21 protein-coding genes are annotated in these 21,440 nt (G+C 64.9%); 8 read left to right on the top strand and 13 right to left on the bottom strand.

Going from position 1 to position 21,440, the window contains the following annotated elements:
- The first annotated feature begins 8 nt into the window (after window positions 1-8).
- Both AC07UC_RS05480 and AC07UC_RS05475 read left to right on the top strand, forming a co-directional pair.
- Window positions 9-497 carry an SRPBCC family protein gene (locus AC07UC_RS05480; protein ID WP_140776212.1) on the top strand — a complete coding sequence of 163 codons (489 nt, stop codon included), beginning with the start codon at window positions 9-11 and terminating at the stop codon, window positions 495-497.
- Between the two features lie 75 nt (window positions 498-572).
- On the top strand, window positions 573-1,349 hold the full coding sequence (locus tag AC07UC_RS05475; protein WP_494904533.1) for a DUF72 domain-containing protein: 777 nt from the start codon (window positions 573-575) through the stop codon (window positions 1,347-1,349).
- A 64-nt stretch (window positions 1,350-1,413) separates the two neighbouring features.
- Here AC07UC_RS05475 and AC07UC_RS05470 read toward each other — a convergent pair whose 3' ends face one another.
- The 8 genes from AC07UC_RS05470 to AC07UC_RS05435 all read right to left on the bottom strand — a co-directional run bounded on the left by AC07UC_RS05470 (window position 1,414) and on the right by AC07UC_RS05435 (window position 9,679).
- Complete coding sequence (locus AC07UC_RS05470; RefSeq protein ID WP_494904531.1) at window positions 1,414-2,580, bottom strand: NAD(P)/FAD-dependent oxidoreductase; 1,167 nt, start codon at window positions 2,578-2,580, stop codon at window positions 1,414-1,416.
- A gap of 28 nt (window positions 2,581-2,608) precedes the next feature.
- Window positions 2,609-4,204 carry an ATP-binding protein gene (locus AC07UC_RS05465; protein WP_494904530.1) on the bottom strand — a complete coding sequence of 532 codons (1,596 nt, stop codon included), beginning with the start codon at window positions 4,202-4,204 and terminating at the stop codon, window positions 2,609-2,611.
- Window positions 4,195-4,887 carry a response regulator gene (locus tag AC07UC_RS05460; RefSeq protein ID WP_494904529.1) on the bottom strand — a complete coding sequence of 231 codons (693 nt, stop codon included), beginning with the start codon at window positions 4,885-4,887 and terminating at the stop codon, window positions 4,195-4,197. Before AC07UC_RS05460 ends, AC07UC_RS05465 begins: the two co-directional genes overlap by 10 nt.
- Before the next feature lie 3 nt (window positions 4,888-4,890).
- A complete protein-coding gene (locus AC07UC_RS05455; protein WP_494904528.1) occupies window positions 4,891-6,438 on the bottom strand; it encodes a DUF4153 domain-containing protein in 1,548 nt (515 codons plus the stop codon).
- Window positions 6,435-6,602 carry a hypothetical protein gene (locus AC07UC_RS05450; protein WP_494904526.1) on the bottom strand — a complete coding sequence of 56 codons (168 nt, stop codon included), beginning with the start codon at window positions 6,600-6,602 and terminating at the stop codon, window positions 6,435-6,437. Before AC07UC_RS05450 ends, AC07UC_RS05455 begins: the two co-directional genes overlap by 4 nt.
- A gap of 295 nt (window positions 6,603-6,897) precedes the next feature.
- Entirely contained in the window at window positions 6,898-7,935 is a 1,038-nt protein-coding gene (locus AC07UC_RS05445; RefSeq protein ID WP_494904524.1) for an extracellular solute-binding protein, read from the bottom strand.
- Window positions 7,936-8,018: 83 nt separating this feature from the next.
- Entirely contained in the window at window positions 8,019-8,840 is an 822-nt protein-coding gene (locus tag AC07UC_RS05440) for an ABC transporter permease (RefSeq protein WP_494904522.1), read from the bottom strand.
- A complete protein-coding gene (locus AC07UC_RS05435; RefSeq protein ID WP_494904520.1) occupies window positions 8,837-9,679 on the bottom strand; it encodes an ABC transporter permease in 843 nt (280 codons plus the stop codon). Before AC07UC_RS05435 ends, AC07UC_RS05440 begins: the two co-directional genes overlap by 4 nt.
- Window positions 9,680-9,926: 247 nt before the next feature.
- Between AC07UC_RS05435 and AC07UC_RS05430 the strand changes: the two genes are divergently transcribed.
- Genes AC07UC_RS05430 through AC07UC_RS05420 form a run of 3 tightly spaced genes read left to right on the top strand, consistent with a single transcriptional unit; the run spans window position 9,927 to window position 11,921 of the window.
- Window positions 9,927-10,733, top strand: coding sequence for an IclR family transcriptional regulator (locus AC07UC_RS05430; protein WP_494904518.1), 807 nt, complete (start codon window positions 9,927-9,929; stop codon window positions 10,731-10,733).
- Between the two features lie 57 nt (window positions 10,734-10,790).
- Window positions 10,791-11,678: an HpcH/HpaI aldolase/citrate lyase family protein gene (locus AC07UC_RS05425; RefSeq protein ID WP_494904516.1), complete on the top strand. Its 888-nt coding sequence runs from the start codon at window positions 10,791-10,793 to the stop codon at window positions 11,676-11,678.
- Between the two features lie 36 nt (window positions 11,679-11,714).
- Complete coding sequence (locus tag AC07UC_RS05420) at window positions 11,715-11,921, top strand: DUF1737 domain-containing protein (protein ID WP_027047555.1); 207 nt, start codon at window positions 11,715-11,717, stop codon at window positions 11,919-11,921.
- 82 nt (window positions 11,922-12,003) lie between these two features.
- On the opposite strand, the gene AC07UC_RS05415 is transcribed toward AC07UC_RS05420, so the two are convergent.
- Window positions 12,004-12,426, bottom strand: coding sequence for a metallopeptidase family protein (locus AC07UC_RS05415; protein WP_056574387.1), 423 nt, complete (start codon window positions 12,424-12,426; stop codon window positions 12,004-12,006).
- A 172-nt stretch (window positions 12,427-12,598) separates the two neighbouring features.
- Between AC07UC_RS05415 and AC07UC_RS05410 the strand changes: the two genes are divergently transcribed.
- Genes AC07UC_RS05410 through AC07UC_RS05400 form a run of 3 tightly spaced genes read left to right on the top strand, consistent with a single transcriptional unit; the run spans window position 12,599 to window position 18,433 of the window.
- Window positions 12,599-13,666, top strand: coding sequence for an ImuA family protein (locus AC07UC_RS05410; protein WP_494904515.1), 1,068 nt, complete (start codon window positions 12,599-12,601; stop codon window positions 13,664-13,666).
- Window positions 13,608-15,083 (top strand): DUF6504 family protein, encoded by a 1,476-nt coding sequence (locus AC07UC_RS05405; protein WP_494904513.1) that lies wholly within the window; start codon window positions 13,608-13,610, stop codon window positions 15,081-15,083. The genes AC07UC_RS05410 and AC07UC_RS05405 overlap by 59 nt, the downstream gene beginning before the upstream one ends.
- Window positions 15,080-18,433, top strand: coding sequence for an error-prone DNA polymerase (locus AC07UC_RS05400; protein WP_494904512.1), 3,354 nt, complete (start codon window positions 15,080-15,082; stop codon window positions 18,431-18,433). The genes AC07UC_RS05405 and AC07UC_RS05400 overlap by 4 nt, the downstream gene beginning before the upstream one ends.
- A 242-nt stretch (window positions 18,434-18,675) precedes the next feature.
- Here the strand turns inward: AC07UC_RS05400 and AC07UC_RS05395 are convergent, their stop codons facing one another.
- The 4 genes from AC07UC_RS05395 to AC07UC_RS05380 form a co-directional block, all read right to left on the bottom strand.
- Window positions 18,676-18,918 carry a Trm112 family protein gene (locus tag AC07UC_RS05395; protein WP_494904511.1) on the bottom strand — a complete coding sequence of 81 codons (243 nt, stop codon included), beginning with the start codon at window positions 18,916-18,918 and terminating at the stop codon, window positions 18,676-18,678.
- A 94-nt stretch (window positions 18,919-19,012) separates the two neighbouring features.
- Complete coding sequence (locus AC07UC_RS05390) at window positions 19,013-19,684, bottom strand: LON peptidase substrate-binding domain-containing protein (protein ID WP_140776232.1); 672 nt, start codon at window positions 19,682-19,684, stop codon at window positions 19,013-19,015.
- A gap of 123 nt (window positions 19,685-19,807) precedes the next feature.
- On the bottom strand, window positions 19,808-20,818 hold the full coding sequence (gene trxA / locus AC07UC_RS05385) for a thioredoxin (protein ID WP_494904510.1): 1,011 nt from the start codon (window positions 20,816-20,818) through the stop codon (window positions 19,808-19,810).
- A gap of 84 nt (window positions 20,819-20,902) precedes the next feature.
- Window positions 20,903-21,400 carry a prolyl-tRNA synthetase associated domain-containing protein gene (locus tag AC07UC_RS05380; RefSeq protein WP_056574368.1) on the bottom strand — a complete coding sequence of 166 codons (498 nt, stop codon included), beginning with the start codon at window positions 21,398-21,400 and terminating at the stop codon, window positions 20,903-20,905.
- Window positions 21,401-21,440: the final 40 nt, after the last annotated feature.

The following is a 21,440-nucleotide window of genomic DNA, read 5'->3' as shown; positions in this document are numbered from 1 at the left end:
TATCGACGATGCATGATCCCTGGGTGCGGAGCATGACCAATGGCGAGACGATCATGGCATCGGCCGAGATCGAGGCGCCGCCGGAACGCATCTTCCGGGCACTGGTCGGCGAGGAAGTCGAGCAATGGTGGGGGTCCGCCGACAGCTACCGGATGGTCGATTGGTCGGCTGACCTTCGCGTCGGCGGCCGCTGGACGGTCACCGCGCGTGGCGCCGACGGCAGGGACCTGCCGGCCAGCGGTGAATTCGTCGAGATCGAGGCGCCGCGCCGGATCGTGCAGACGCGAGCTTACGCATGGGATCATCCCACGCTTGGCCGACGGCAAACCACGCTTGCCTGGCTGCTGCAGCCGACCGCCAGGGGCACGCGCCTGACCATCTGCCATGGCGGTTTCGCCGGGCTGGGCGAAGCGGCGACCGAGCATGCCGAGGATTGGGGCCGGGTGCTGGCCTGGCTGCAGGCGTATGTGCAAGCCGGGAGGCTGGCGGCGGCTTGAGAAGCAGGTCAGTGGCAGCGATTCTTCACGCACTCTCGCCTTGACCCGCACCGCCTCTGGTCCACATCCCCATGCATGGAAAAACAGGAATGCTTCATAGGCACGGCCGGCTGGGGAATCCCAACCCGGCACAAGGAAGACTTCCCGCAGCCCGGATCACATCTCGAACGTTACGCCAAGCGTTTTCCGATCGTCGAGATCGACACGTCCTTCTACAAGCCGCATCGCCGCGAGACCTATGAACGCTGGGCAAACTCCGTCCCTGAGCACTTCCGCTTCGCCGTGAAGACGCCGAAAGCCATGACCCATGAGCATCGTCTCGTGGATTGCGATGCGCTTGCCGAAATGTTTCTCCAGCAGGTCGAAGGTCTCGGCGAGAAGCTGGGCGTGCTTCTGGTGCAACTGCCGCCGAGCCTGCCGTTCGAGCCGGACATCGCCGGCGGCTTCTTCGACATGCTGAGCAAGCGGACAAAGGCAAGGCTGGCCTGTGAACCACGCCATCCCAGTTGGTTCGAAGCGGCGGCGGAAACGCTTCTCGCCGGCCGCCAGATTGCACGTGTGGCCGCCGACCCGGCTCCGGTCCCTGCCGCGGCAGTGCCGGGCGGCTGGTCCGGCCTTGCCTATTTTCGCTGGCATGGCGTGCCGCGTGTCTATTACTCGGACTACGATGCCAGAAGCCTCGACCGGATCGGCCGTCAGGTGCGGGAAACGGCCGCATCGGGCGCCGAGGTCTGGGGCATCTTCGACAACACGGCCGAAGGCCATGCGCTTGGCAATGCTCTCAAGGTTGATGCGATGGTTGCAAAGACTTCGTCATTCCAGGGCGGAGCAAGGAGCGAAGCGACGCGGTGAAGACCCTGGAATGACGAAGAAACTGGGACGCTTTGGCAATCCCGAAGATCGTAGCCCGTCTTGCTCAAATCACATTCAGTTCCCGGAATGCCCTTCCTTCGGCCACGCGTTCGTAGCCGAACGCCGAGCAGTCGATCGTCCGATAGCCGCCATGCACGATCAGTTCCGCCAGCGCCTTGCCCACCGCCGGCGCCTGCTGCAGGCCGTGGCCGGAAAAGCCGTTGGCGAAGAGGAAATTGCCGACCTCGGGATGCGGGCCGATCACGGCGTTCTGATCCAGCGTGTTGTAGTCATAATGCCCGGCCCAGGCGCGGGTCGGCTTGATCGCCTCGAAGGCCGGGATGCGGGTCGCCAGCGCCGGCCAGATCACCTCTTCGAACAGCGGCCAGTTGACCTCGAAATCGGCGGGATCAGCCGGACCGTCGCCCTCTTCCGGCTCGGCGCCGCCGGTGAGGTAGACCGAGCCCTCCGGCCGCACATAGATGCCCGAGGGGTCGACCAGCAGCGGCATGTCGGCATATTTCTCGCGCGCCTCGAAGACGAAGACGTTGCGCTTGCGCGGCTCGACCGGCAGCGAAAGCCCGGCAAACGCCGCGACCTTGCCGGCGTTCGGCCCGGCGGCGTTGACGACGATGTCGGCAGCAAGCGTCTGGCCATTGTCGAGGGAGACGCCGGTGATGCGGTTGCCCTCGCGCGCAATGGCGGTGACCGAAGCGGTTATGAAATCGATCTTCTTGTCGCGCAGCGCCTTGCGGAACAGCATCAGCATCGCATGCGCGTCGAACCAGCCTTCGCCGGTCCGGCCATACGCGCCGGCGGAGATGCCTTCGGTCGACAGCCACGCGAAGCGCCGCGTCAGCTGCTCGGCGTCCTCGAGCACAATGTCGGCGCCCTCGGCGATCTGCGCATCATGATTGGCCTTGAGGATCGGCAGCCCGGCTTCTCCGGCGAGGATCAGATAGCCGCCCTCGCGGAAACCGATATCAGCGTCAGTGCCGAATTCTTCCTTCAGCCGCCGGAACAGCTTCAGCGTGAACTGCGACAGGCGGATGTTTTCGGGGATCGAAAATTGCTGGCGGATGGAGGCCATGGACAATGTCGTTGCCGCATGCGCGAATTGCGGATCGCGCTCGATCAGCGCGATCGAGCCGGAAAACCCTTCCTCGCGCAGATAATAGGCAATGGAGGACCCGACGATGGCTCCGCCGATGATGACGATGTCGTAGCGCATTTTTTCTCCGATCCGGTCGGCGGCCTGTCTATGCCGCCGGCAAGATGATCTCGAAGCGCGTGCCGCGCTCGCTGTCAACCAGCCTGATCATACCATCATGCGCTTTCAGGAGGGCCAGCACGATGCCGAGGCCCATGCCGGTGCCGCCAGTATCGCGCCGCGTGGTGAAGAACGGCTCGAAGATGCGCGCACGGTTGCTCGGCGAAATGCCGGCGCCGTCGTCGCCGACCAGCACCGTCGCCTTGCCGCCGGCACTTGCGGCTGTGATCGAAACCTGCGTCGCGCCGTGCCTGGCGGAATTGTCGATGAGATTGGCGAGCACGATTGCTCCGTTCTCGCCCGATATGCGCAGGGCCAGATCGCCGCCGGCCTCGACGCGGACCGCCAGCCTGCTGTCGACGGGCAGCAGCGACAGCGCGGCATCGATCGAGGTGCTTTCGCCGCTGGGTGCGAGGTTTTCGGCTTTCGCCAGATCGAGGAGCCGGCGCACCAGCAGATTGAGCCGCCCGGCATCGGTGACGATATTGTCCGAGAAGCGACGCCGCTCGGCATCGTCCATCGCGCTGCCGGAATCGCGCAGCAGTTCCGCCGCGCCCTGGATCGCCGTCAGCGGCGATTTGAGCTCGTGCGAGACATGGGTGGCGAAAGTCTGGATCGAGTCCGAGCGCGTCTGCAGCTTTTCGGCCATGTCGAGGAAGGCGGCGGAAAGCTCTGCCATCTCGTAGGTGCCGTGATGGTCGAGCGGTCGGATCGCGTCGCGCTCGCCGGCGGCGATACGCTGGGTGCGGTCGATCAGCGCATAAATCGGCCGGCTGACGGTGCGCAGGAAGACGAGGCCTATGAGCAGCGTGCCGCCCAGAATGGCGATCGCCGCCAAGGTCACCTTGCCGCGTTCGCCATAGAGATGTTTGACGATGTTGTTGGGCGTCCGCGACACGTAAACCACGCCGGCCACCTTGCCGTCGACGGCCACCGGCATGGCGACGAAGACACGCACCCTGGTGCCGCGGCTGACCGAATAGAGCGGCGGCGCCGGCTGGTCGGGGATGCGCAGCCGGAGCGCGCTGGCATAGTGGCCGGCAAGTGCATCGCGCACCTCCTGGACCTCGGCCAGCGACTGCCCGACCTCCTCGCGCCCGGCAATGACGACGCCCCTGGCGTCAAGCAGCCGGAAGCCGGCCAGCGTGGTTTTCTGCGTGGCGTCGAGAATGCCGGACAGGCGCGCGCCGATCGCGGCGAAGGCGGGATCGGCGGTGGCTGATATCGCCGCCGGCCGGGTCGGCAGCACGGTGTCGGAGGCGAGATCGAGGCGCGGCTCGATCGGCCGGTAGGGCCCGTCGGGGCTGGCGCCTCGGCTGGCACTTCCGTCCGGCTGCGGCATCGGCGCGCCAAGCTTGTCCGGCGCAATGCCGGCGTCACGCACCTCTTGCGCATAGATGGCGGCGATGGCGGCGCCTTGCGCGATCAGTTCCGCCTCGGTCTGGCGGATCAGCTGGTTCTCGTAGAGGCGGAAGAAGAACAGGCCGACTAGCGGCAGCGCCATCACCAGGATCAGGATGGCGACGACGACCGTGGCAAGCCGTGGCCGCCATTTGCGGCCGATCCACTTGCTCGTCAGCCGCATCGGCCGAGCCGGAAGCCGACGCCATGCACGGTCTCGATGGCGTCGAGGCAACCCACCGCCGCCAGCTTGGCGCGGATGTTGCGGATATGGCTGTCGACTGTGCGGTCGGCGACATGGACCTTGCCAGCATAGGCGTTTGCCATCACCGCGTCGCGGTCGAGCACATGCGTCGGCCGCGCCAGAAACCCTCTCAGGATCGAGAACTCGATCCCCGTCAGGGCAAGCGGCTGGCCGTCGAAGCTGGCGGCGTGGCTCGCCGGCGCCAAAGCGAGCTTGCCGTGCGCGAACTGCCTGTCGTCGATCGGTTCCGGCGCCGCCGGGCGCGCGCGGCGCAGGATGACGTTGACGCGGGCGACGAGCTCACGCGGGCTGAACGGCTTCGTCACATAGTCGTCGCCGCCCATTTCGAGACCGAGGATGCGGTCGATCTCTTCGTCGCGCGCGGACAGGAACAGCACCGGCACATCGGATCGCTGCCTGAGCCGCCGGCAGACCTCCAGCCCGTCCATCTCGGGCATGCCGATATCGAGCACGATGAGGTCGGGCGGATGCCGTTCGACCGCCTGCAGGGCGGCGGCGCCATCGGAAACGGCTGAAGTCTTCATGCCGGCCTTTTCCAGCGCGAAGCAGATCACTTCGCGGATATGCGGATCATCGTCGGCGACGAGGATTTGATGCGGCATGGATCAGCGGCCCGTCCCGTACGGTTTGGTGGCATCAGGAACCACGAACGACCCCCTGGTGTCGAGATATCGAAGCAGGCGCCAGTCGCGAAAGCTCCAGGCCCGCCAGTTTTCCTGGACGGTTCGATACCAGCCTTCATCGATGCCACGCAGTCTCGCCAGTTCGAGTGTGGCGCCGGCTTCAGCCGTTCTGCTTTGATGATCGAAGAAGCGATCGAGCGCCGGAAACGCGCCCGGACCGAGCGAGCGCAGATACCAGGCGTCGAGGGGAATGCCCTGGCCGGTCATTTCGAAGGAATGGTCGACATTGTAGTTGGCGATCGTGGCGGCGAAGTTGATGAAACAACAGGCATAAAGCATCGCCGATAACGTCAGAAGGTTGGCGGACAGGAGCCATTCATTGGATTTTCCAAGCGCGATGCGGGCGATGATAAGCGCAAGGCCCGCCGCCACCAGCACCATCCAGACGAAGGCGGCGATGCGCCAGTAGGTCAGCGCGTAGATGCCGACATAGAGGTCGAGCCGCAGGATCGACGAGATGACCAGCATGATGTTCTGCGCCACCCAGGCATAGACCAGCCGGCGGATGAGCGGATCCGCCGAGGTTTCGCTTCCGGGCCTGAGCGCCGCAAGGACGAAACCGGCGGCAAGCAGCGCCGTGACGATCAGGGGATAGGCGCCGCGATGCGCATAGGCGGCGTAGCTCAACCCGTCGGGAAGGGCTGCCCCGCCCCACAGGTAGGTGGCGTCGAGCCCGGTCTGCAGCGCGAACAGGATGTTGAAGACGACAAGCGCGCGCAGGATGGCTGCCTTGCCGAACACTATGTCCTCGACGACATGCCTGTCCGGGACGGCCGCCGGCTGGGCATCGGCAGGGGGATGGTTCGGCCGAGGGAGGCGCTGCCGGAATCGCGGCAGGCGTGGCCGCAGAAAGGCCCAGACGCCGGCGAGCACGAACAGCCAGAAGGCAATACGCGCCAGTTGGATGAGATCGAGCAGCTTCATCAGGTCGATCAGCGACAGCCAGTGGTCGATGACCGGATTGGCGGCGCCGAACAGCGCCAGGAAGACAGCGCCCAGCGTCAGCGGCATCACCCAGACCGCGATCGCCGCCAGCCGGATGCGGCGCCCGCCGAACCGGCGCGCGGTCTTGCGCCAGCGGATGAAATCATTGGCGAACCGGAACGGCGCCGCCAGCCAGAACAATGCGATCTGGCCGGCAATGCGGACGATGCGGTGTCGCAAGCGGCCGCTCAGCGAAAGCGCGAACACGACCAGGGCCGACAGTGCGATCGCGACCGACAGCGCGCTGACGTTTTCGGCGAGCGGCAGCAGCGCGACAAGCAAGGCGGCGGGCTTGAGCCAGACCCTGCCGTCGCTGACGGCTGCGGGATGCACGGCCACGATCGCCGCGGCGATCAGGAGGGCGAACAGGAAAACCGTGATGCCGGCGGGCTGGCCATAAAACAGAAAATCCGCCAACGCGACCAGCAGCACGGCAACGCCGAAGCGGCTGCAATAGCTCGGTGCCGCTGTGAAAAACGATGTCATGAGCGGACCTTCCTGATCGCGACCGGCCGCATGGCCGGCAAGCTCTTGCGGACAAAGGGAATGAGGATCGCCGCGGGATTGGCGCGCGGCGGTTCGACCAGCCACCAGCCTTCGCTGCGCAGCCGGTAGGGCAGGGACCAACGGGGTTTTGCTCGCTTTTGCATGCCGCCTGTCTCGCAGGCCGGCAGGGAGACGGCAGGGCGGATCCGAGGAGCTTTTCCGCAGGCCTGTGCAGTTTTCGTGCAGGGCGCGCCGAACATCTGTTGCTGCGGCAGCTGGATCGCGGATCTGGGCTGAGGAGATTTGGCGTTGAGCCAACCTTTCAACCAATGACGCACCGGGATGCAAGGGTTGAAGGCGGCGATGTCGAAGCCGGAGGCCGGGCTGTCGCGACTGCGGCCACTTGGACAGCCGCCCGCGCGGTCAGGATGCACGGGCGGCGATAGCAACAAACAAGTCTTACTTGGCGATCTTGTCCCAGCCTTCGGCGATGTTCTTGATCGCGCCGGAGAAGCTGGCGAGATTGGTCGGGAAGCGAACCTTCTCATAGGCGCTCGCCGGCAACATCTTGGCCTTCACCGCGTCGGACAACGCGATATCATGTGTCGGGTGCGCATAGCCCTCGGCCAGCAGGTGCTGACCTTCATCCGAAAACAGGAAGTCGATGGCGACCTTGGCGGCATTGGGATGCGGGGCGGCGCTGCTGATGTACTGGGCAAACAGCATGCCCACGGTGCCGTCGCTCGGGATGATGACCTGAAGCGGCAGACCCGTAGCGTCGCGCTTGGCGAAGCCGTCGAAGTCATAGACCATTGAGATAGGGCATTCGCCTTTCTGCACCGAGGCTACGTTCAGCACCACGCCGTTGCGCAGATTGCCGCTGTCGCGCAATTGCTTGAACCAGTCGAGGCCGGGCTGGACATTGTCCTCGCCGCCGCCATTGGCGTAGGCCGCCGCCAGGACGGAAGCCGTGGCGTAGCTGGAGATGCGGGGATCCCGGCTGCAGACCATGTCCTTGTAGTCGGGCTTGAGCAGGTCGTTCCATGTCTGGGGCGCGACCTTGACCTTGTCGGTGTTGACCAGGAAGGCGATGGCGCCCCAATAGGACGAGGCCCAGCGGCCGTCAGCGTCCTTGTATCGCGACTCGATGCTGTCCCAGGATGCATTCTTGTAGCTCGCGGCCAAGCCGTTCTCCAGCAAACGCCCGGTGAAATCATAACCGATGTCGGCAATGTCCATCACCGGCGCGTCTTTTTCCGCCAGGAGATGGGTGATCTGCTCGGCGGAGGTCATATCGGTGTCGACATGCTTGAGACCGAACTTGCTTTCAATCTCGCCGAAAATGGTGCCGAGGTTAACCCAATCATCCGACATGCCGTAGCTGACATACTGTCCCTCGGCCTTGGCTGCCGCGAGCGTGTCCTCGGCCATTGCCGGCAACGCCTGGATCGCAAAGGCGCTGGCACCAAGAAGCGCGGCTAACAGTCTCTTGTTCATTTCGTCTCTCCAAATGCGGGTCGATCTCGGTCTGCCTTCGCGCCCGCTCGCGACGGCATGTCTGGAATGCTGGTCTTGCCGCGCTAGCGGCTCCGGGTCGGGCTGTCGGCCTGTCGGTGTCGGGCCGTCCGCCCGGCCGTCCACAAGATGGCGAGCGAGATGATCCAGGCGATCACGAAACTCATCAGAGCCAGAGCGCTGGCCTGCCGAGCATCGGAACGCGTGAATTCGACGAGGTAGATCGGAAACGTCTTCAGCCGCGTGCCGATCAGCAGATTGGCCAGGACGAACTCCGAAAAAACGGCGGAGAGCACCAGGAGGCTGCCGTTGACGATGCCGGCAGCAATATTGGGCATGATGACCCAGCCCACGACCTGGAGGGGATTTGCACCAAGGCTTTGCGCCGCTTCGGCCAGGAGACGCGTGTCCACGCTCTCCAGCGTGTTCATCACCGCGCGGTACATGAAGGGCAGCGTAACGATCACATAGGCCGCGACCAGGATGTTGGGCGTGTTGATGAGCGGCAGCGGCAGTTTCGAATAGAGCCGGATCAGGCCAAGCGCCAGCACGACCCCCGGCAGCGAAAACGGGACGATCGAGAGGAATTCGAGCCACGGTTTCGCGTAGGGAAGCCTGGTGTGGGCGAGATAGGCCGCCGGCACCACAATCATCAGCGAAACCAGCATCGAGATGACGGCGATCCAGAACGAGTTCAGCAGCGTGTCGGTGAAGGCGGAGCGTGACGCGACCTTGATCCACCAGTTCAGCGTCAGACCTTCCGGCCACAAAGTCCGGTCCCAGCGCGTTGCGACGGAAAACAGCGCGGTGGCAGCCACCGGAACGATCATGAAGGCCACGAAGACGCCAATCACCGGTGTCCGCCATGTGAGGGGTCCGGCGCTCATGCCGAGCGCCTCATGCGGCGCGCGAAATACTGGTAGGCGAGCAGGCAGACAGCCATCACCAGCAGCGAAGACATGGCAAGCGCATCCGCGAGGGCCGGATCGAGCACGACTTCTCCACGCACCAAAGCCGCGATCTGTACCGGTATGAGATTGACGTCGGATCCGGTCAACGTCCACGCCGTCGCGTAGGCGCCGAAGGCATTGGCAAACAGCAGGAAGAAACTGGCTGATATCGCCGGAGCCAGGATCGGCAGGGCGATCCACCCCCAATATTGCGTTGTGGTCGCGCCGAGGACCTCGGCGGCTTCCCGCCATTCCGGCCGCAACCCCAACAGCGATGGCATCACCAGCAGGATGGCGAGCGGGGTCTGGAAGTAGAGATAGGCGATGCCCAGCCCAGTGATCGAGTAGATGCGGAAATCCGGATAGAGCTGAATTCCAAGATAGCCCAGCAGAAGTGTGACGAAGCCGGTCGAGCCAAGCGTGATGACGAAGGCAAAAGCGAGCGGGGCACCGCCGAAATTGGCGGCGACATTGGCGAGCGCCGTAGTGGCATGGCGCATCGCCGGACTGCGCGACGTGACGATGGCGTAAGCCACCACGGAGCCGAAGAGCGTGCCGCCAAAAGCTGTCGTAACAGCCAGTTTCAGGCTGTTGGTGAAGGCTGTCAGCGTCGCTGGCGTAAGCGCCCGCCGGAAATTGTCCAGCGTCGGTCCGCCTTCTCCGCTCAGGCTGGACCGCAGCAAGGTCAAGACAGGGAATATCTCGAAAGCCAGGATGAAAGCCACGAACGGGGTCAAGCCGATCAAGGCGAGCCAGCGATGGTTGATGCGGCGCATCGTCATACGTCCGCGATACCCAAGCCCGGGCCGCCTGTGCGATCATGGAACGGGCCGTGGTCGGCAGCGGGGAGCCCGTTGCACCATGTCGCGATAGTCAATTGCATATCTGTTCCGATGATTTGTCAGATCCGGAGTCACACCGGTCCAAAATGATGAATCGTGCTATTGTTAGTGATACTAAATGGTGTTTATTATTAATGCATGAGATGGATGTCTGTTTGATGACGCCCTGCAGGATTGTTCGATGACGGGAGATCGATATCGGGTGCAAAGTGTCGGCCGCGCGCTCGACATCATCGACAAGATCGCCAGTTCCGGAAAAGACGGTGCCCGCCTGACCGACCTGGCGGTCGCGGCTGGAGTGACCAAGGCAGCCGCCTATGCGATCCTGCTCAGTCTGAAAGCGGCCGGCATGGTGTCCGATACCGGCGAGGGTATGGGCAAGCGCTACCGGCTTGGTCTTGCGCTGGTTCGACTTGGTGATCTTGCGGTCGCCGGCACAGGCGTCGCCGAAGTCGCCATGCCGGTGTTGCGCCAGCTCACGCAGGCAACGGGCATCACCTCGCGCGTCGCGATATGGGACGAGGATGCGGCCGTCGTCGTTGGCCGGGCCGACGCGCCCGATGCCATTCGATTCGACGCCGCGCTTGGGCGGCGCGAACGACCGCATTGCTCGGCGGTCGGCAAGATCTTTCTCGCGGCAATGCCTCGGCAACAAGCGATCGACATCCTTGAGCGCACGGGCTATCCGGCCCGCACACCGAAGACGCTCAGCACGATGCCGGCGCTTACTTCATCCCTCGATTTGGTCATCGCCCGCCACTATGCGATCGATGACGAGGAAGACCATGTGGGCGTCGTCTGCGTCGCCGCGGCGATCTTCGGGCATGACGGCGCGGCCGTCGGCGCGATCAGCGTCACGACGCTCAAACAATTGCTGCCGGATCACGCCGTTCCGCCTTTGACCCGTTCGATCATCGAACATGCGGACCAGATCTCGGTGGCGCTTGGCGGCTTGCCGTCATCGGCGGCATGGCCCTCAAAGGCCTGATCACGCGATTGCCCCTCCACGCTTGCCTCCACCGTCCAGTGACGGCATAGATCGGATATGACCGAACCCTACCGCCCGCGCCGCTCGGTGCTTTATGTCCCGGCCTCCAGCGACAAGGCATTGGCCAAGATCGCGCAGCTTGCCTGTGATGCCGTCATCATCGACCTCGAGGATGCCATCGCCCCGGCCGACAAGGTCGCCGCCCGTGAAAAGCTGGCTGGCATTTTCGCCAATCGCCCGGTCGCCTCTGGCCGCCGCTGCGAGATGGTGGTGCGCGTCAACGCGCTGGCCAGCGAATGGGGCGCCGACGACCTGCTGGCCGCGGCAAAATTCGAGCCCGACGGCATCCTGTTGTCCAAGGTCGCCACACCGCGCGACATCCTTGAGGTCGGCGACGTGCTCGACGACAGTTTTGCCCCGGACAGCGTGAAGCTGTGGGCGATGATCGAGACGCCCAAGGCCATGCTCAACATCGGCGCGATCGCCGAGCTTGGCCGCGATCCGGCCTCACGGCTCAATTGTTTCGTTGCCGGAACGAATGACCTGGCCAAGGACACCGGCGTGCTGGCGACGCCGGACCGGCGCTTTCTCGTGCCGTGGCTGATGCAGATGGTGCTGGCCGCGCGCGCCGGCGGTCTCGACGTGCTCGACGGCGTAGCCAACGATTTTCGCGACCTCGACGCCTTTGCCCGCGAGTGCGCGGAAGCAGCGGCCATGGGCTTCGACGGCAAGACCCTCATCCATCCGGCCCAGATCGACGCGGCGAACCGCGCCTTCGCGCCGTCGCCGGCAGCGCTGACCGAGGCGCGCCTGGTGAAGGACGCGTTTGCCCTTGCCGAAAACAGCGGCAAGGGCGTGATCGCGCTGAATGGCAGAATGGTCGAGCGGCTGCATCTGGCGCAGGCCGAAAAACTGCTGGCGAAGGCCGCCGCCATCGGCGCATGATCGCGGCCAAGTTCATTCACGACAGGACTTGAGAAAATGAAACTCTACCGCTTTCTGACCGGCCCGGACGACGCCAGCTTCTGCCACAAGGTGACGGCGGCGCTGAACAAGGGCTGGCACCTGTTCGGCTCGCCGACCTATGCCTATGACAAGAAAGCCAAGACCATGCGCTGCGGCCAGGCCGTGGTGAAGGATGTCGACGGCCAGGAATACGGGCCGGACACCAAGCTCAGCGACTGGTAGGGGCTTCCTCTCTTCGTCGTCCCAGGGCGAAGCAAGGAGCGATGCGACGCGGCGCAGACCCTAGGGTGACGAAGGTTCGAGCCTATTCAGCCGCTTCCTCGATCCGCTCCATATCATCGTCCGACAGGCCGAAATGGTGGCCGATCTCGTGGATCAGCACATGGGTGACGATGTCGCCCAGCGTTTCCTCGTTTTCGGCCCAGTAGTCGAGCATGGCGCGGCGGTAGAGCGTGATGCGGTTCGGGCCTTCGCCGGTCTGCGGGTTCCAGCGCTCGGCGATGCCGCGTCCCTCGAACAGGCCGAGCAGGTCGAACGGCGTTTCCAGCGACAGGTCGTCCATGATTTCGTCGGTCGGGAACTCGGCGATCTGGATGACGATCTCGCCGGTCAGCTTGCGAAACTCCTCCGGCAAATGGGCATAGGCCTCCAGCGCGAGGAACTCCAGCTCCTCCATCGAGGGCGCAAGTTCGCCATGCCAGGTGCGGGTTTTGTAGATGCGGGCCATGCTTTGTCCTTTGATCCCGGCATATAGGCTTTCGCACCGGTGGAGGCAAATAACAGGGCTGAGGTGCGCGGGGATGAGGAATAAATTCCTTGTGACTCTGCTTGACTCTTCCAACGCCCTCTGGAATCTATAGGAACATAACAGGAACAATTGTGAGTGGAAGCTGACCGTCATGGCGATGAGCGCCGTGGCGCGGGAGACTGTTTTTGCCCTGCGCCGCCAGATCGCGAAAATCGAGGGAACGCTGCCCGAGCGCCTGCAGGCGCCGGCTGGCGCGCCGCTTGATGCCGGCGTCGGCGCCGATGTCACGTCCAATGCCGATCTCACGATCGTCCGGCGCGGCCTTGCCGCGGCCCTGCCGGATGCCTTCCTGCCCACCGGCGTCGAACGCCTCGATGCCGCCCTGAGTGGCGGCCTGCCGAAAGCCGCCTTGAGCGAAATCCATGGCGGGCAAACCCGCGATGCCGGAGCCGTTGCCGGCTTCGCTCTGTCGCTCACCAGCCTGATCCTGAAGCAGGCCCACGGACTGCCGGTGCTGTGGATCGGTACATCGGAAATCTTTGGCGAGGCCGGCTTTCCCTATGCCAGGGGGCTGCATGCCGCGTTCGGCATCGAGCCCGGGCAATTGCTATTTTCCGAGGCGCCCAGGCTCGTCGATGCGCTGTGGGTCGCCGAGGAGGCCGCCCGGATGACGGCACTCGCCGCCGTCATCCTGGAGATTCGCGGCAACCCGCAGCGGCTGGACCTGACCGCGACGCGCCGGCTGCATGCAAGGGCGGCAAGCGCCGGCCGGCCGGTGTTCCTGCTGCGGCAGGCGGCCGAGCCCGAACCGACCGCGGCGCCCGTCCGCCTCATTGTCGCGCCGGCCCCGGCCGTGCCGCGCGCCACGATCACCGGGCTGCTCGCCGGTTCGATCGGCCGCCCCGCCTTCACCATCACCATCGGCAAGAGCCGCACGGCCCTGCCAGGACAATTCACACTGGAGTGGAACCCCGATGAACGCGTATTCGACGAGAGATGGGGCGAAGAAAGACGAAGCGAGGAAAGACGGGCAGACCGGGCAAAGAATCCTGTCCCTGTGGTTTCCCTACCTCGCGGCCGAAAGGATCCTGCGGCAGCGTCTGGGGCGGTCCTGGCGTTCCCGGCCGTCGGATCACCCGACGCCATCTCACCCACCGCTCGTGATCAGCCACCGCCAGGGGAACGCGCAGCGCATTTCGGCCCTCGACGAGCGGACTGAGGCACTGCACCTGAAGCGCGACATGGGCATTGCCGATGCGCGCGCCATGCATCCGTCGATCGACATCGTCGAGGCCGACCCGGAAGCCGACCGTCGCCTGCTCGAAGGCCTTGCCGACTGGTGCGACCGCTACACCCCGCTGGTGGCGCTGGATGGGACGAACGGCCTGTTCCTCGATGTCACCGGCTGCACCCATCTGTTCGGCGGCGAACGCGCGATGCTCGACGACATCCTGTCACGCTTCTTCCATCAGGGATTCGATGTCCGCGCCGGCCTTGCCCCGACGCCGGGAGCGGCCTGGGCGGCGGCACGCTTTTGCGGCGACCGCATCGTCGCCGGCGGCGAGGAGGAAGCACTGCTGGCGCCCTTGCCGCTCGCCGCATTGCGCATAGCGCCGGAAACCCGAGCCAGCCTGGAGAGCGTCGGCCTGCGCACGGCGGGCGCCGTCATGGCGGCACCGCGCGCGCCGCTCGCCCGCCGCTTCGGCGCCACCCTGCTGCTGCGCCTCGACCAGGCGCTTGGCCGTCTCGACGAGGCAGTCTCGCCGCGCCTTCCCGTCGCGCCGCTTTCTGTCGAGCGCCATCTCGCCGAGCCCGTCACGCTGACCGAGGACATCGAGCGGCTGGTCGGCTTGCTGGCGACGACCTTGAAGACCGATCTCGAGCGCCGTGGCGAGGGCGCCCGGACGCTGGCGCTGCTGCTCTTCCGCGTCGACGGCGCGGTCAGCCGCATTGCGCTGGGCACCTCGCGGCCGATGCGCGATTCCCGGCTGATCCAGAAGCTGTTCCATGAAAGGCTGGCGGCACTCGAGCAGAGTATCGATGCCGGCTATGGCTTCGACCTGGTGCGACTCTCCGTACTGGCCGTCGCCGCTTTCGACATGGCGCAGGCCGACCTGACGGGCGACGTGGCCGATGACGGCGCCGATATCGCGCTGTTCGCCGACCGCATCCGCGCCCGGCTCGGGGAAGGCGCGGTCCTGCAGCCGGTCGCCGTGGAAAGCCATCTGCCGGAACGCGCCGTCGCCATCATCCCCTTCACCGAGGCGCCGCGCCGGACTACGCCGCCGAAGAAGCCGGACAGGATGCAGGCGCCCAAAACCATCTTCCCGCCGGAGCGGCCGATCCGGCTGTTCCGCGCGCCCGAACTCATCGAGGTGCCTGCCACCGAAATGCCGGAGGGGCCGCCGCTGCACTTCCGCTGGCGGCGCGCGCTCTACCGCGTCACCCGGGTCGAGGGTCCGGAACGCATCGCCGCCGAATGGTGGCGTGAGGCGTCAAGCGATCCGGCGACATCCACCCGGGATTATTTCCGCATCGAGGATGCCGACGGCCGCCGCTTCTGGCTCTACCGGCAAGGCCTTTATGGCAACCCGCAGGTGCCGCCGCGCTGGTTCATGCACGGGGTCTTCGCATGAACGCGCTGACCGTCATCCCCTATGCCGAGTTCGGCATCCAGTCGAATTTCTCCTTCCTGCGCGGCGCCTCCAAGCCGGAGGAACTGGTGGTCGCCGCCAAGCTCCTGGGCTTCTCCGCGATCGGCCTTGCCGACCGCAACACGGTTGCCGGCGTGGTGCGCGCCTGGCAGCAGGCCAAGGTCGAAAAACTCTCCTATCACCCCGGCTGCCGGCTGGTTTTCGGCGACGGCACGCCGGACATTCTCGCCTATCCCCGAAACCGTGCGGGCTGGGGGCATCTGTGCCGCATGCTCACCCAGGCCAATCTGCGTGACGAAACCGAAAAAGGCGCCACCCTTCTCCAGCGCAGCGACCTCCTGGAATGGGGGGACCTGATGTCGCTGGCGGTCCTGCCCGATCTGGTGGCGGAGGCGCAAGGCACTCTTGCCCTGCTTCGCCAGCTCAAGGATCGTTTCGGCAAAGCCCTGCGGCTTGGCGTCTCGCCCGACTATGCGGGCAATGACCGTTTCCGGATCGAGCAGGCGGCGGCGATGGCCGAGAGTGCCGGCATCCCGCTGATGGCGACCAACGATGTCCTCTACCACACGGCCGAACGGCGCCCATTGCAGGACGTGCTGACCGCGATCCGCCTCAACACGCCCGTCGCAGAGGTCGGCCTCGAACTCACCGCCAACGCCGAGCGTCACCTGAAGCCGCCGCTGGAGATGGCGCGCCTGTTCCGCAGGCACCCGCAAGCGCTGGCCGAGACGCTGCGGTTTGCGGAAGAGCTGACCTTTTCGCTCAGCGATCTCCAATACAATTACCCCGACGAGCCGACGGAATCGGGCCTCGGGCCGCAGGCAGAGCTGGAAAGGCTGGCGCGAGAAGGCGCGGCCAAGCGCTTTCCGGGCGGTGTCCCCACCAGCGTCACAAAACGCATTCAGGAAGAGCTCACTCTGATCGAGCGGCTGAATTACGCCCGCTATTTCCTGACCGTCTACGACATCATCAAATTCGCCCGCAGCCAGCATATCCTCTGCCAAGGCCGTGGATCTGCCGCCAATTCCATCATCTGCTTCTGTATCGGCATCACCGAGGTCGGGCCGGACAAGATCGATACGCTGTTCGAGCGCTTCATTTCCGAAGAAAGGAATGAACCGCCCGACATCGACGTCGACTTCGAGCATGAACGACGCGAAGAGGTGATGCAGTACATCTATACCAAATACAGCTCCAAGCGTACCGCGCTCGCCGCCGCCGTCATCAGCTATCGCGGCCGCTCGGCGCTGCGTGAGGTCTCCAAGGCGATGGGGCTGTCGGAGGATGTCAGGGCGTCGTTATCAGGCTCGATCTGGGGCTGGTCGACCTCGGAGCTCGGCGAGAAGGAAGCCCGCGCCGGCGGCCTTGACCGGAGCGACCCCACATCACGGCATGTGATGGAACGCGCCAACGAGATCATGGGCTTTCCCCGTCACCTCTCCCAGCATGTCGGGGGCTTCGTCATCACCCGGGACCGCCTGGACGAGATCGTGCCCATCGTCAAGACGGCGATGGACCAGCGCAAGATGGTCGAATGGGACAAGGACGATCTCGACTCGGTGAAGATCCTCAAGGTGGACGTTCTGGCGCTCGGCATGCTGACCTGCCTGCAGCGCGCCTTCACTCTGCTTACGGAGCACTATCCAAAAGCCCGGGATCCCTACGGCCAACCCTATGTGCTGGCCACCTTGCCGCCCGAAGACAGGCGTGTCTACGACATGATCTGCCGCGCCGATACGCTCGGCGTCTTCCAGATCGAGTCGCGCGCGCAGATGTCGATGCTGCCACGGCTCCGGCCGCGCGATTTTTATGACCTTGTCATCGAGGTGGCGATCGTTCGGCCCGGCCCTATCCAGGGCGACATGGTGCATCCCTATCTGCGCCGCCGGCAAGGTAAGGAGAAGGCCGAATATCAGAAGGCGGAATTGAAAGACATCCTAGGCAGGACGCTTGGCGTGCCGCTGTTTCAGGAACAGGCGATGAAGATCGCCATCGTCGCCGGCGGCTTCAAGCCGGGCGAGGCCGACGAACTGCGCCGCGCCATGGCCACTTTCAAGCGCACCGGCACCATCGGCAATTACCGCGACCGAATGATCAATGGCATGGTCGGCAAGGGCTACACCAAGGACTTCGCCGAGCGCTGCTTCAAGCAGATCGAAGGCTTTGGCGAATACGGCTTTCCTGAAAGCCACGCCGCCTCCTTCGCTCTGCTCGTCTATGCCTCGTGCTGGTTCAAGACCTTCTATCCCGACGTGTTCTGCGCCGCGATCCTGAATTCGCAGCCGATGGGATTCTACCAGCCGGCGCAACTGGTGCGCGACGCGCGCGACCATGGTGTCGACATCCGCGAGGTCGACGTCAATTATTCAGTCTGGGACTGCACCCTGGAAAAGGCAGCTTTCGATCCGGCCCGCATCCTGCCTCGCCATGCCGAGATGCGTGGTGTCATCGAGACAAATCATGCGCTGCGGCTCGGTTTCCGGCAGATCAAGGGGCTTTCCAAGGAACGCATGGAGCAATTCGTCACGCGACGCGGCTCAGGCTACGAGACCGTCCGGGATGTCTGGCTGCGCTCCGGCCTCGATGTCGACGAGATCGAGAGGCTGGCGCAGGCCGATGCCTTCCGTTCGATCGGCCTCGACCGCCGTGCCGCACTGTGGGAAGTGCGCGCGCTGGGCGCCAGGAGTGCGGCCGAAAAGCTGCCGCTGTTCGACCAGCCGGCGCTGCGCCTGCGCGAACTCGAGCCCGAGACGAAGCTGCCGAAAATGCCGCTCGGCGAACACGTCATCCACGACTACCGCTCGCTCGGCCTGTCGCTGAAGGCACATCCCGTCGCCTTCCTGCGCGAACGGCTCGACCGCGCCGGCGTCACGCCCAATGCCAACCTGCCTTCCCAGCGCGACGGCAGGCGGGTTTCCGTCGCCGGGCTGGTGCTGGTGCGCCAGCGCCCCGGCAAGGGCAACGCGATCTTCCTGACACTGGAGGACGACAAGGCTGTCGCCAATGTCATCTTCTGGGAGCGGACCTTTACCCGCTTCCGCCCCATCGTCATGGGTGCGCGGTTCGTGAAGGTCAGCGGGAAATTGCAGTCGGAATCGGGTGTGATCCATATCGTGGCGGAAAAGATCGAGGATCTGACGCCCTGGCTGACCGTGCTCCTGGAAAAGGTCAGCGGGGCCGGAGCGCCGGGCGCCTCCCCTGCGGCCGCGAAGGCAGAGGCTCCGGAGCGCGATAGCAAACCCGCGCCACGCAATGCGCCGGCCGGACAGGATATTGCAATGCTGTCGGAAGAGGCGGAACGCGTCATGCCCAAGGGCCGCAATTTTCAGTAGGTGCGGCCCTTACCTTCGTCATCCACGGGCGGAGCAGGAGCGAAAGCTCCGTCGCGCAGACCCGAGAATCCATGCCGCGACTTCGAACGAAGAGTGTCACGGTCCAGAATTGCGTCTCTATATCGTGGGAAGAAAGGCACCTGGTTCTGGACCGCTTCCGCACGTCACATACGTCGCGGCATGGATGCCAGGGTCTCCGCGACGCCGCTGCGCGGCTGCTTCGCCCTGGGATGACGAAGCGACTACGAAGGCCCACCCAGCCGCGGCGGCGCCAGCACATCCTCCGCCGAGATGGTCCGCGCCTCGGAGGGCAGCATGATCGGGATGCCGTCGCGCACCGGATAGGCGAGCTTGGCGACCCGCGAGATCAGTTCGCCCCGCTCCGGATCCCAGGCCAGCGGCCCCTTGGTCAGCGGGCAGGCCAGGAGCTCCAACAACTTGGGGTCGACAGTGAAATTCTTTCCGTCACGCCCATCCGCCGCCACCGTGTCGCCTCCTGACCAACCATCGGAAGATGCGTTGAGATTCAGGCCAGGCCGGGTCGAAAAATGGCCGGCATCACCTGAATATCGGCACATCTTACTGCAGACTCGAGCCAAAATCCTCATTCTCGCGCGCCAGCGCCATTTCGGTGATGGCGATCAGCGTTTCGGCCCTTGTCTTCAGGTCGGCGGCCTCGAGCAGCGCCTGTTTCTCGGCCGGACCATAGGGCGCCATCATCGACAGCGCGTTGACCAGCATGGCATTTTCGGCGCGGCTGACGCTTTCCCAGTCGGCTTCGAGATCATTGGCCTGCAGATAGGCGCGAAACGCCCTCAGCAGCGCCGGCCGGTCGATCTCGTTCGCCGCCGGATCGTCATCGAGATCGGCGAGGAAAGGCGCCGGTTTCGCCTGGCGAAACGGCGTCTTGACCGTCAGTTCATGGCCGATGCGGAACCGGCACACGCCCTGCAGCGAAATCAGGTAGCGGCCGTCGCCGGTCTCGGAAAAGGCGATGATGCGGCCAGCGCAGCCGACATTGCAGAGTTGAGGCTCGCCATCGTCGCGCAAGGCGCCGTCAAGACTGGGCTGGATGACACCGATGAGCCGTGAGCCGGCGACCGCCTCGTCCACCATTTGCAGGTAGCGCGGCTCGAAGATGTTGAGCGGCATGCGCCCGCCCGGCAGCAGAAGCGCGCCCTCGAGCGGAAAGATCGGGATCGTCGACGGCAGATCCTTGGCGAGCCGGTAATGCGCGTTTCCCGCTTGCACCATAGTCCTCCCATCGACTTCTTCTTTTTCCCGCCGCCGGGATCATCGGCGAACTGGCGCCAGCTTCCTAATCTGGCGCGGCCACCGCCGACGCCAAGCCCATGCGACGAAACAGCCGCCGGCTCAGGAAAACAGCAGCGCCGACAATTTGCGCCGCGCCGCCAGCGTCGCCTCGTCGGTCATGCCCCAGGCCTCGAAGAATTGCAGCAATTGCGTCCTGGCGCCATCCTCGTTCCAGGCGCGGTCGGCCTTGATGATGGCCAGCAGATTGTCGGCCGCCGCCGTGCGCTCGCCCTTGGCGTTCTGGATCATGGCCAGATCGAAACGGGCCTGATGATCCCCGGGATTTTCCGCCAGGCGCCGCTCGAACTCCGCCGGATTGCCCAGCGTCGCCGCTTGCGCGGCAAGCGCCATCTTGGCACGCAGGGCGGCAAGCGCCGGCGCATCCTTCTTGGCCTCCGGCGCCGTCGCCAGCAACGCCTCGGCGCCTTCCGTGTCACCGGCCTCGAACAGCAGGTCACCCAGCCCGGCGATCGCCTCGACCGTCTCCGGCGCCTGCGCCAGGATGGCGTCAAAAATGTCGGCGGCGGTCTGCATGTCGCCGGCGTCGCGGGCTTCCGTCGCCGCCGCCAGCGCCTCGGCCACGGCCGGGGCGCCATTGCCCTTGCCGCCGACCTTGGTGATGAATTCGGCGATCTGGCTCTCCGGGATCGCGCCCATGAAGCCGTCGACCGGCTGGCCGTCCTTGAAGGCGATGACCGCCGGAATGGACTGGATGCCGAGCTGGCCGGCGATCGAGGGGTGATCGTCGATGTTCATCTTGACGAGCTTGACCTTGCCGCCGGCGGCCCTGACCGCCTTTTCGAGCTGCGGCGTCAGCTGCTTGCAAGGCCCGCACCATGGCGCCCAGAAATCGACCAGCACCGGCTGGCGGCGCGATTCCTGGATGACGTCGGCGGCAAAGGCGGCGGTCGTCGTGTCCTTGATGACGTCGCCCGTGGCAGGAGGCGCGCCCGGCGCGTCGCCAAGCGCGACCTTTGCCGGCGCGGGTGCGGTTCCGCCATACTGCACTGATGTGGCATACTGGCCGCCATTGCTGCCGAATGACCCGCCAAACGGATTGTTGTCGCTCATCTCGTCACCCTTTCGGTCGCGCCGCCGGCCCGCGGGTCGGCGCAATGTCTTCACTGGAAGTCGGTTTCGCCATCCATGTGGCGATCATGCCGAGACTTTCAAGATAGCAGCATCATGCCCTGTTGCCTCGACGAATCTGATGAGGTCGGCCGCCGCGATCGATGTCGTCGCCTCATTGGTCAGCGGATGCGCATTGATGACGGCATGATCCATCAAATCCTTGTCGAGCACCAGCTTCACCTTGTTAGCCGTGTCGTTGATGACGCCAAAGACGGTGACCGCGCCGGGCGAAACGCCCAGAAGCTCCATCAGCATCTCCGGTTTGCCGAACGAAACACGGCTGGCGGCGCCGATCAGCTGGTGGATCTGCTTCAGGTCGACGACAGCGTCCTCGCCGACGGTGACCAGGAAGAAATTGTCCTTCTTGTCCTTCAGGAACAGGTTCTTGGTGTGGCCGCCGTCGATTTCGCCGCGCAGCGCCTGCGAATCGGCCACCGTATAGAGCGGCGGATGGCGTTTCGTCGAAACGGCGATGCCCAGTTCGGCAAGAAAGGCAAAAAGCTCGGCTTCGGTCTTCGGCATTGGTTTCTTCTTTGTCCGTTTCCTGCCTCGCCGTTTACGG

The sequence above is a fragment of the Mesorhizobium sp. GW821-FHT04C10 genome, assembly GCF_059420305.1.
The sequence above is the reverse complement of the archived record's forward strand: the minus strand, read 5'-3'. Positions and strand labels throughout refer to the sequence as shown.

Excerpts from the sequence above, each read along its gene's own strand:
- AC07UC_RS05450 (WP_494904526.1), bottom strand. The coding sequence starts at position 6,602 with ATGCAAAAGCGAGCAAAACCCCGTTGGTCCCTGCCCTACCGGCTGCGC.
- AC07UC_RS05425 (WP_494904516.1), top strand. The coding sequence starts at position 10,791 with ATGACCGAACCCTACCGCCCGCGCCGCTCGGTGCTTTATGTCCCGGCC.
- AC07UC_RS05400 (WP_494904512.1), top strand. The coding sequence starts at position 15,080 with ATGAACGCGCTGACCGTCATCCCCTATGCCGAGTTCGGCATCCAGTCG.
- AC07UC_RS05460 (WP_494904529.1), bottom strand. The coding sequence starts at position 4,887 with ATGCCGCATCAAATCCTCGTCGCCGACGATGATCCGCATATCCGCGAA.
- AC07UC_RS05415 (WP_056574387.1), bottom strand. The coding sequence starts at position 12,426 with ATGGCCCGCATCTACAAAACCCGCACCTGGCATGGCGAACTTGCGCCC.
- AC07UC_RS05440 (WP_494904522.1), bottom strand. The coding sequence starts at position 8,840 with ATGAGCGCCGGACCCCTCACATGGCGGACACCGGTGATTGGCGTCTTC.
- trxA (WP_494904510.1), bottom strand. The coding sequence starts at position 20,818 with ATGAGCGACAACAATCCGTTTGGCGGGTCATTCGGCAGCAATGGCGGC.
- AC07UC_RS05455 (WP_494904528.1), bottom strand. The coding sequence starts at position 6,438 with ATGACATCGTTTTTCACAGCGGCACCGAGCTATTGCAGCCGCTTCGGC.
- AC07UC_RS05410 (WP_494904515.1), top strand. The coding sequence starts at position 12,599 with ATGGCGATGAGCGCCGTGGCGCGGGAGACTGTTTTTGCCCTGCGCCGC.
- AC07UC_RS05420 (WP_027047555.1), top strand. The coding sequence starts at position 11,715 with ATGAAACTCTACCGCTTTCTGACCGGCCCGGACGACGCCAGCTTCTGC.
- AC07UC_RS05380 (WP_056574368.1), bottom strand. The coding sequence starts at position 21,400 with ATGCCGAAGACCGAAGCCGAGCTTTTTGCCTTTCTTGCCGAACTGGGC.
- AC07UC_RS05480 (WP_140776212.1), top strand. The coding sequence starts at position 9 with ATGCATGATCCCTGGGTGCGGAGCATGACCAATGGCGAGACGATCATG.
- AC07UC_RS05445 (WP_494904524.1), bottom strand. The coding sequence starts at position 7,935 with ATGAACAAGAGACTGTTAGCCGCGCTTCTTGGTGCCAGCGCCTTTGCG.
- AC07UC_RS05475 (WP_494904533.1), top strand. The coding sequence starts at position 573 with ATGGAAAAACAGGAATGCTTCATAGGCACGGCCGGCTGGGGAATCCCA.
- AC07UC_RS05470 (WP_494904531.1), bottom strand. The coding sequence starts at position 2,580 with ATGCGCTACGACATCGTCATCATCGGCGGAGCCATCGTCGGGTCCTCC.
- AC07UC_RS05430 (WP_494904518.1), top strand. The coding sequence starts at position 9,927 with ATGACGGGAGATCGATATCGGGTGCAAAGTGTCGGCCGCGCGCTCGAC.
- AC07UC_RS05435 (WP_494904520.1), bottom strand. The coding sequence starts at position 9,679 with ATGCGCCGCATCAACCATCGCTGGCTCGCCTTGATCGGCTTGACCCCG.
- AC07UC_RS05465 (WP_494904530.1), bottom strand. The coding sequence starts at position 4,204 with ATGCGGCTGACGAGCAAGTGGATCGGCCGCAAATGGCGGCCACGGCTT.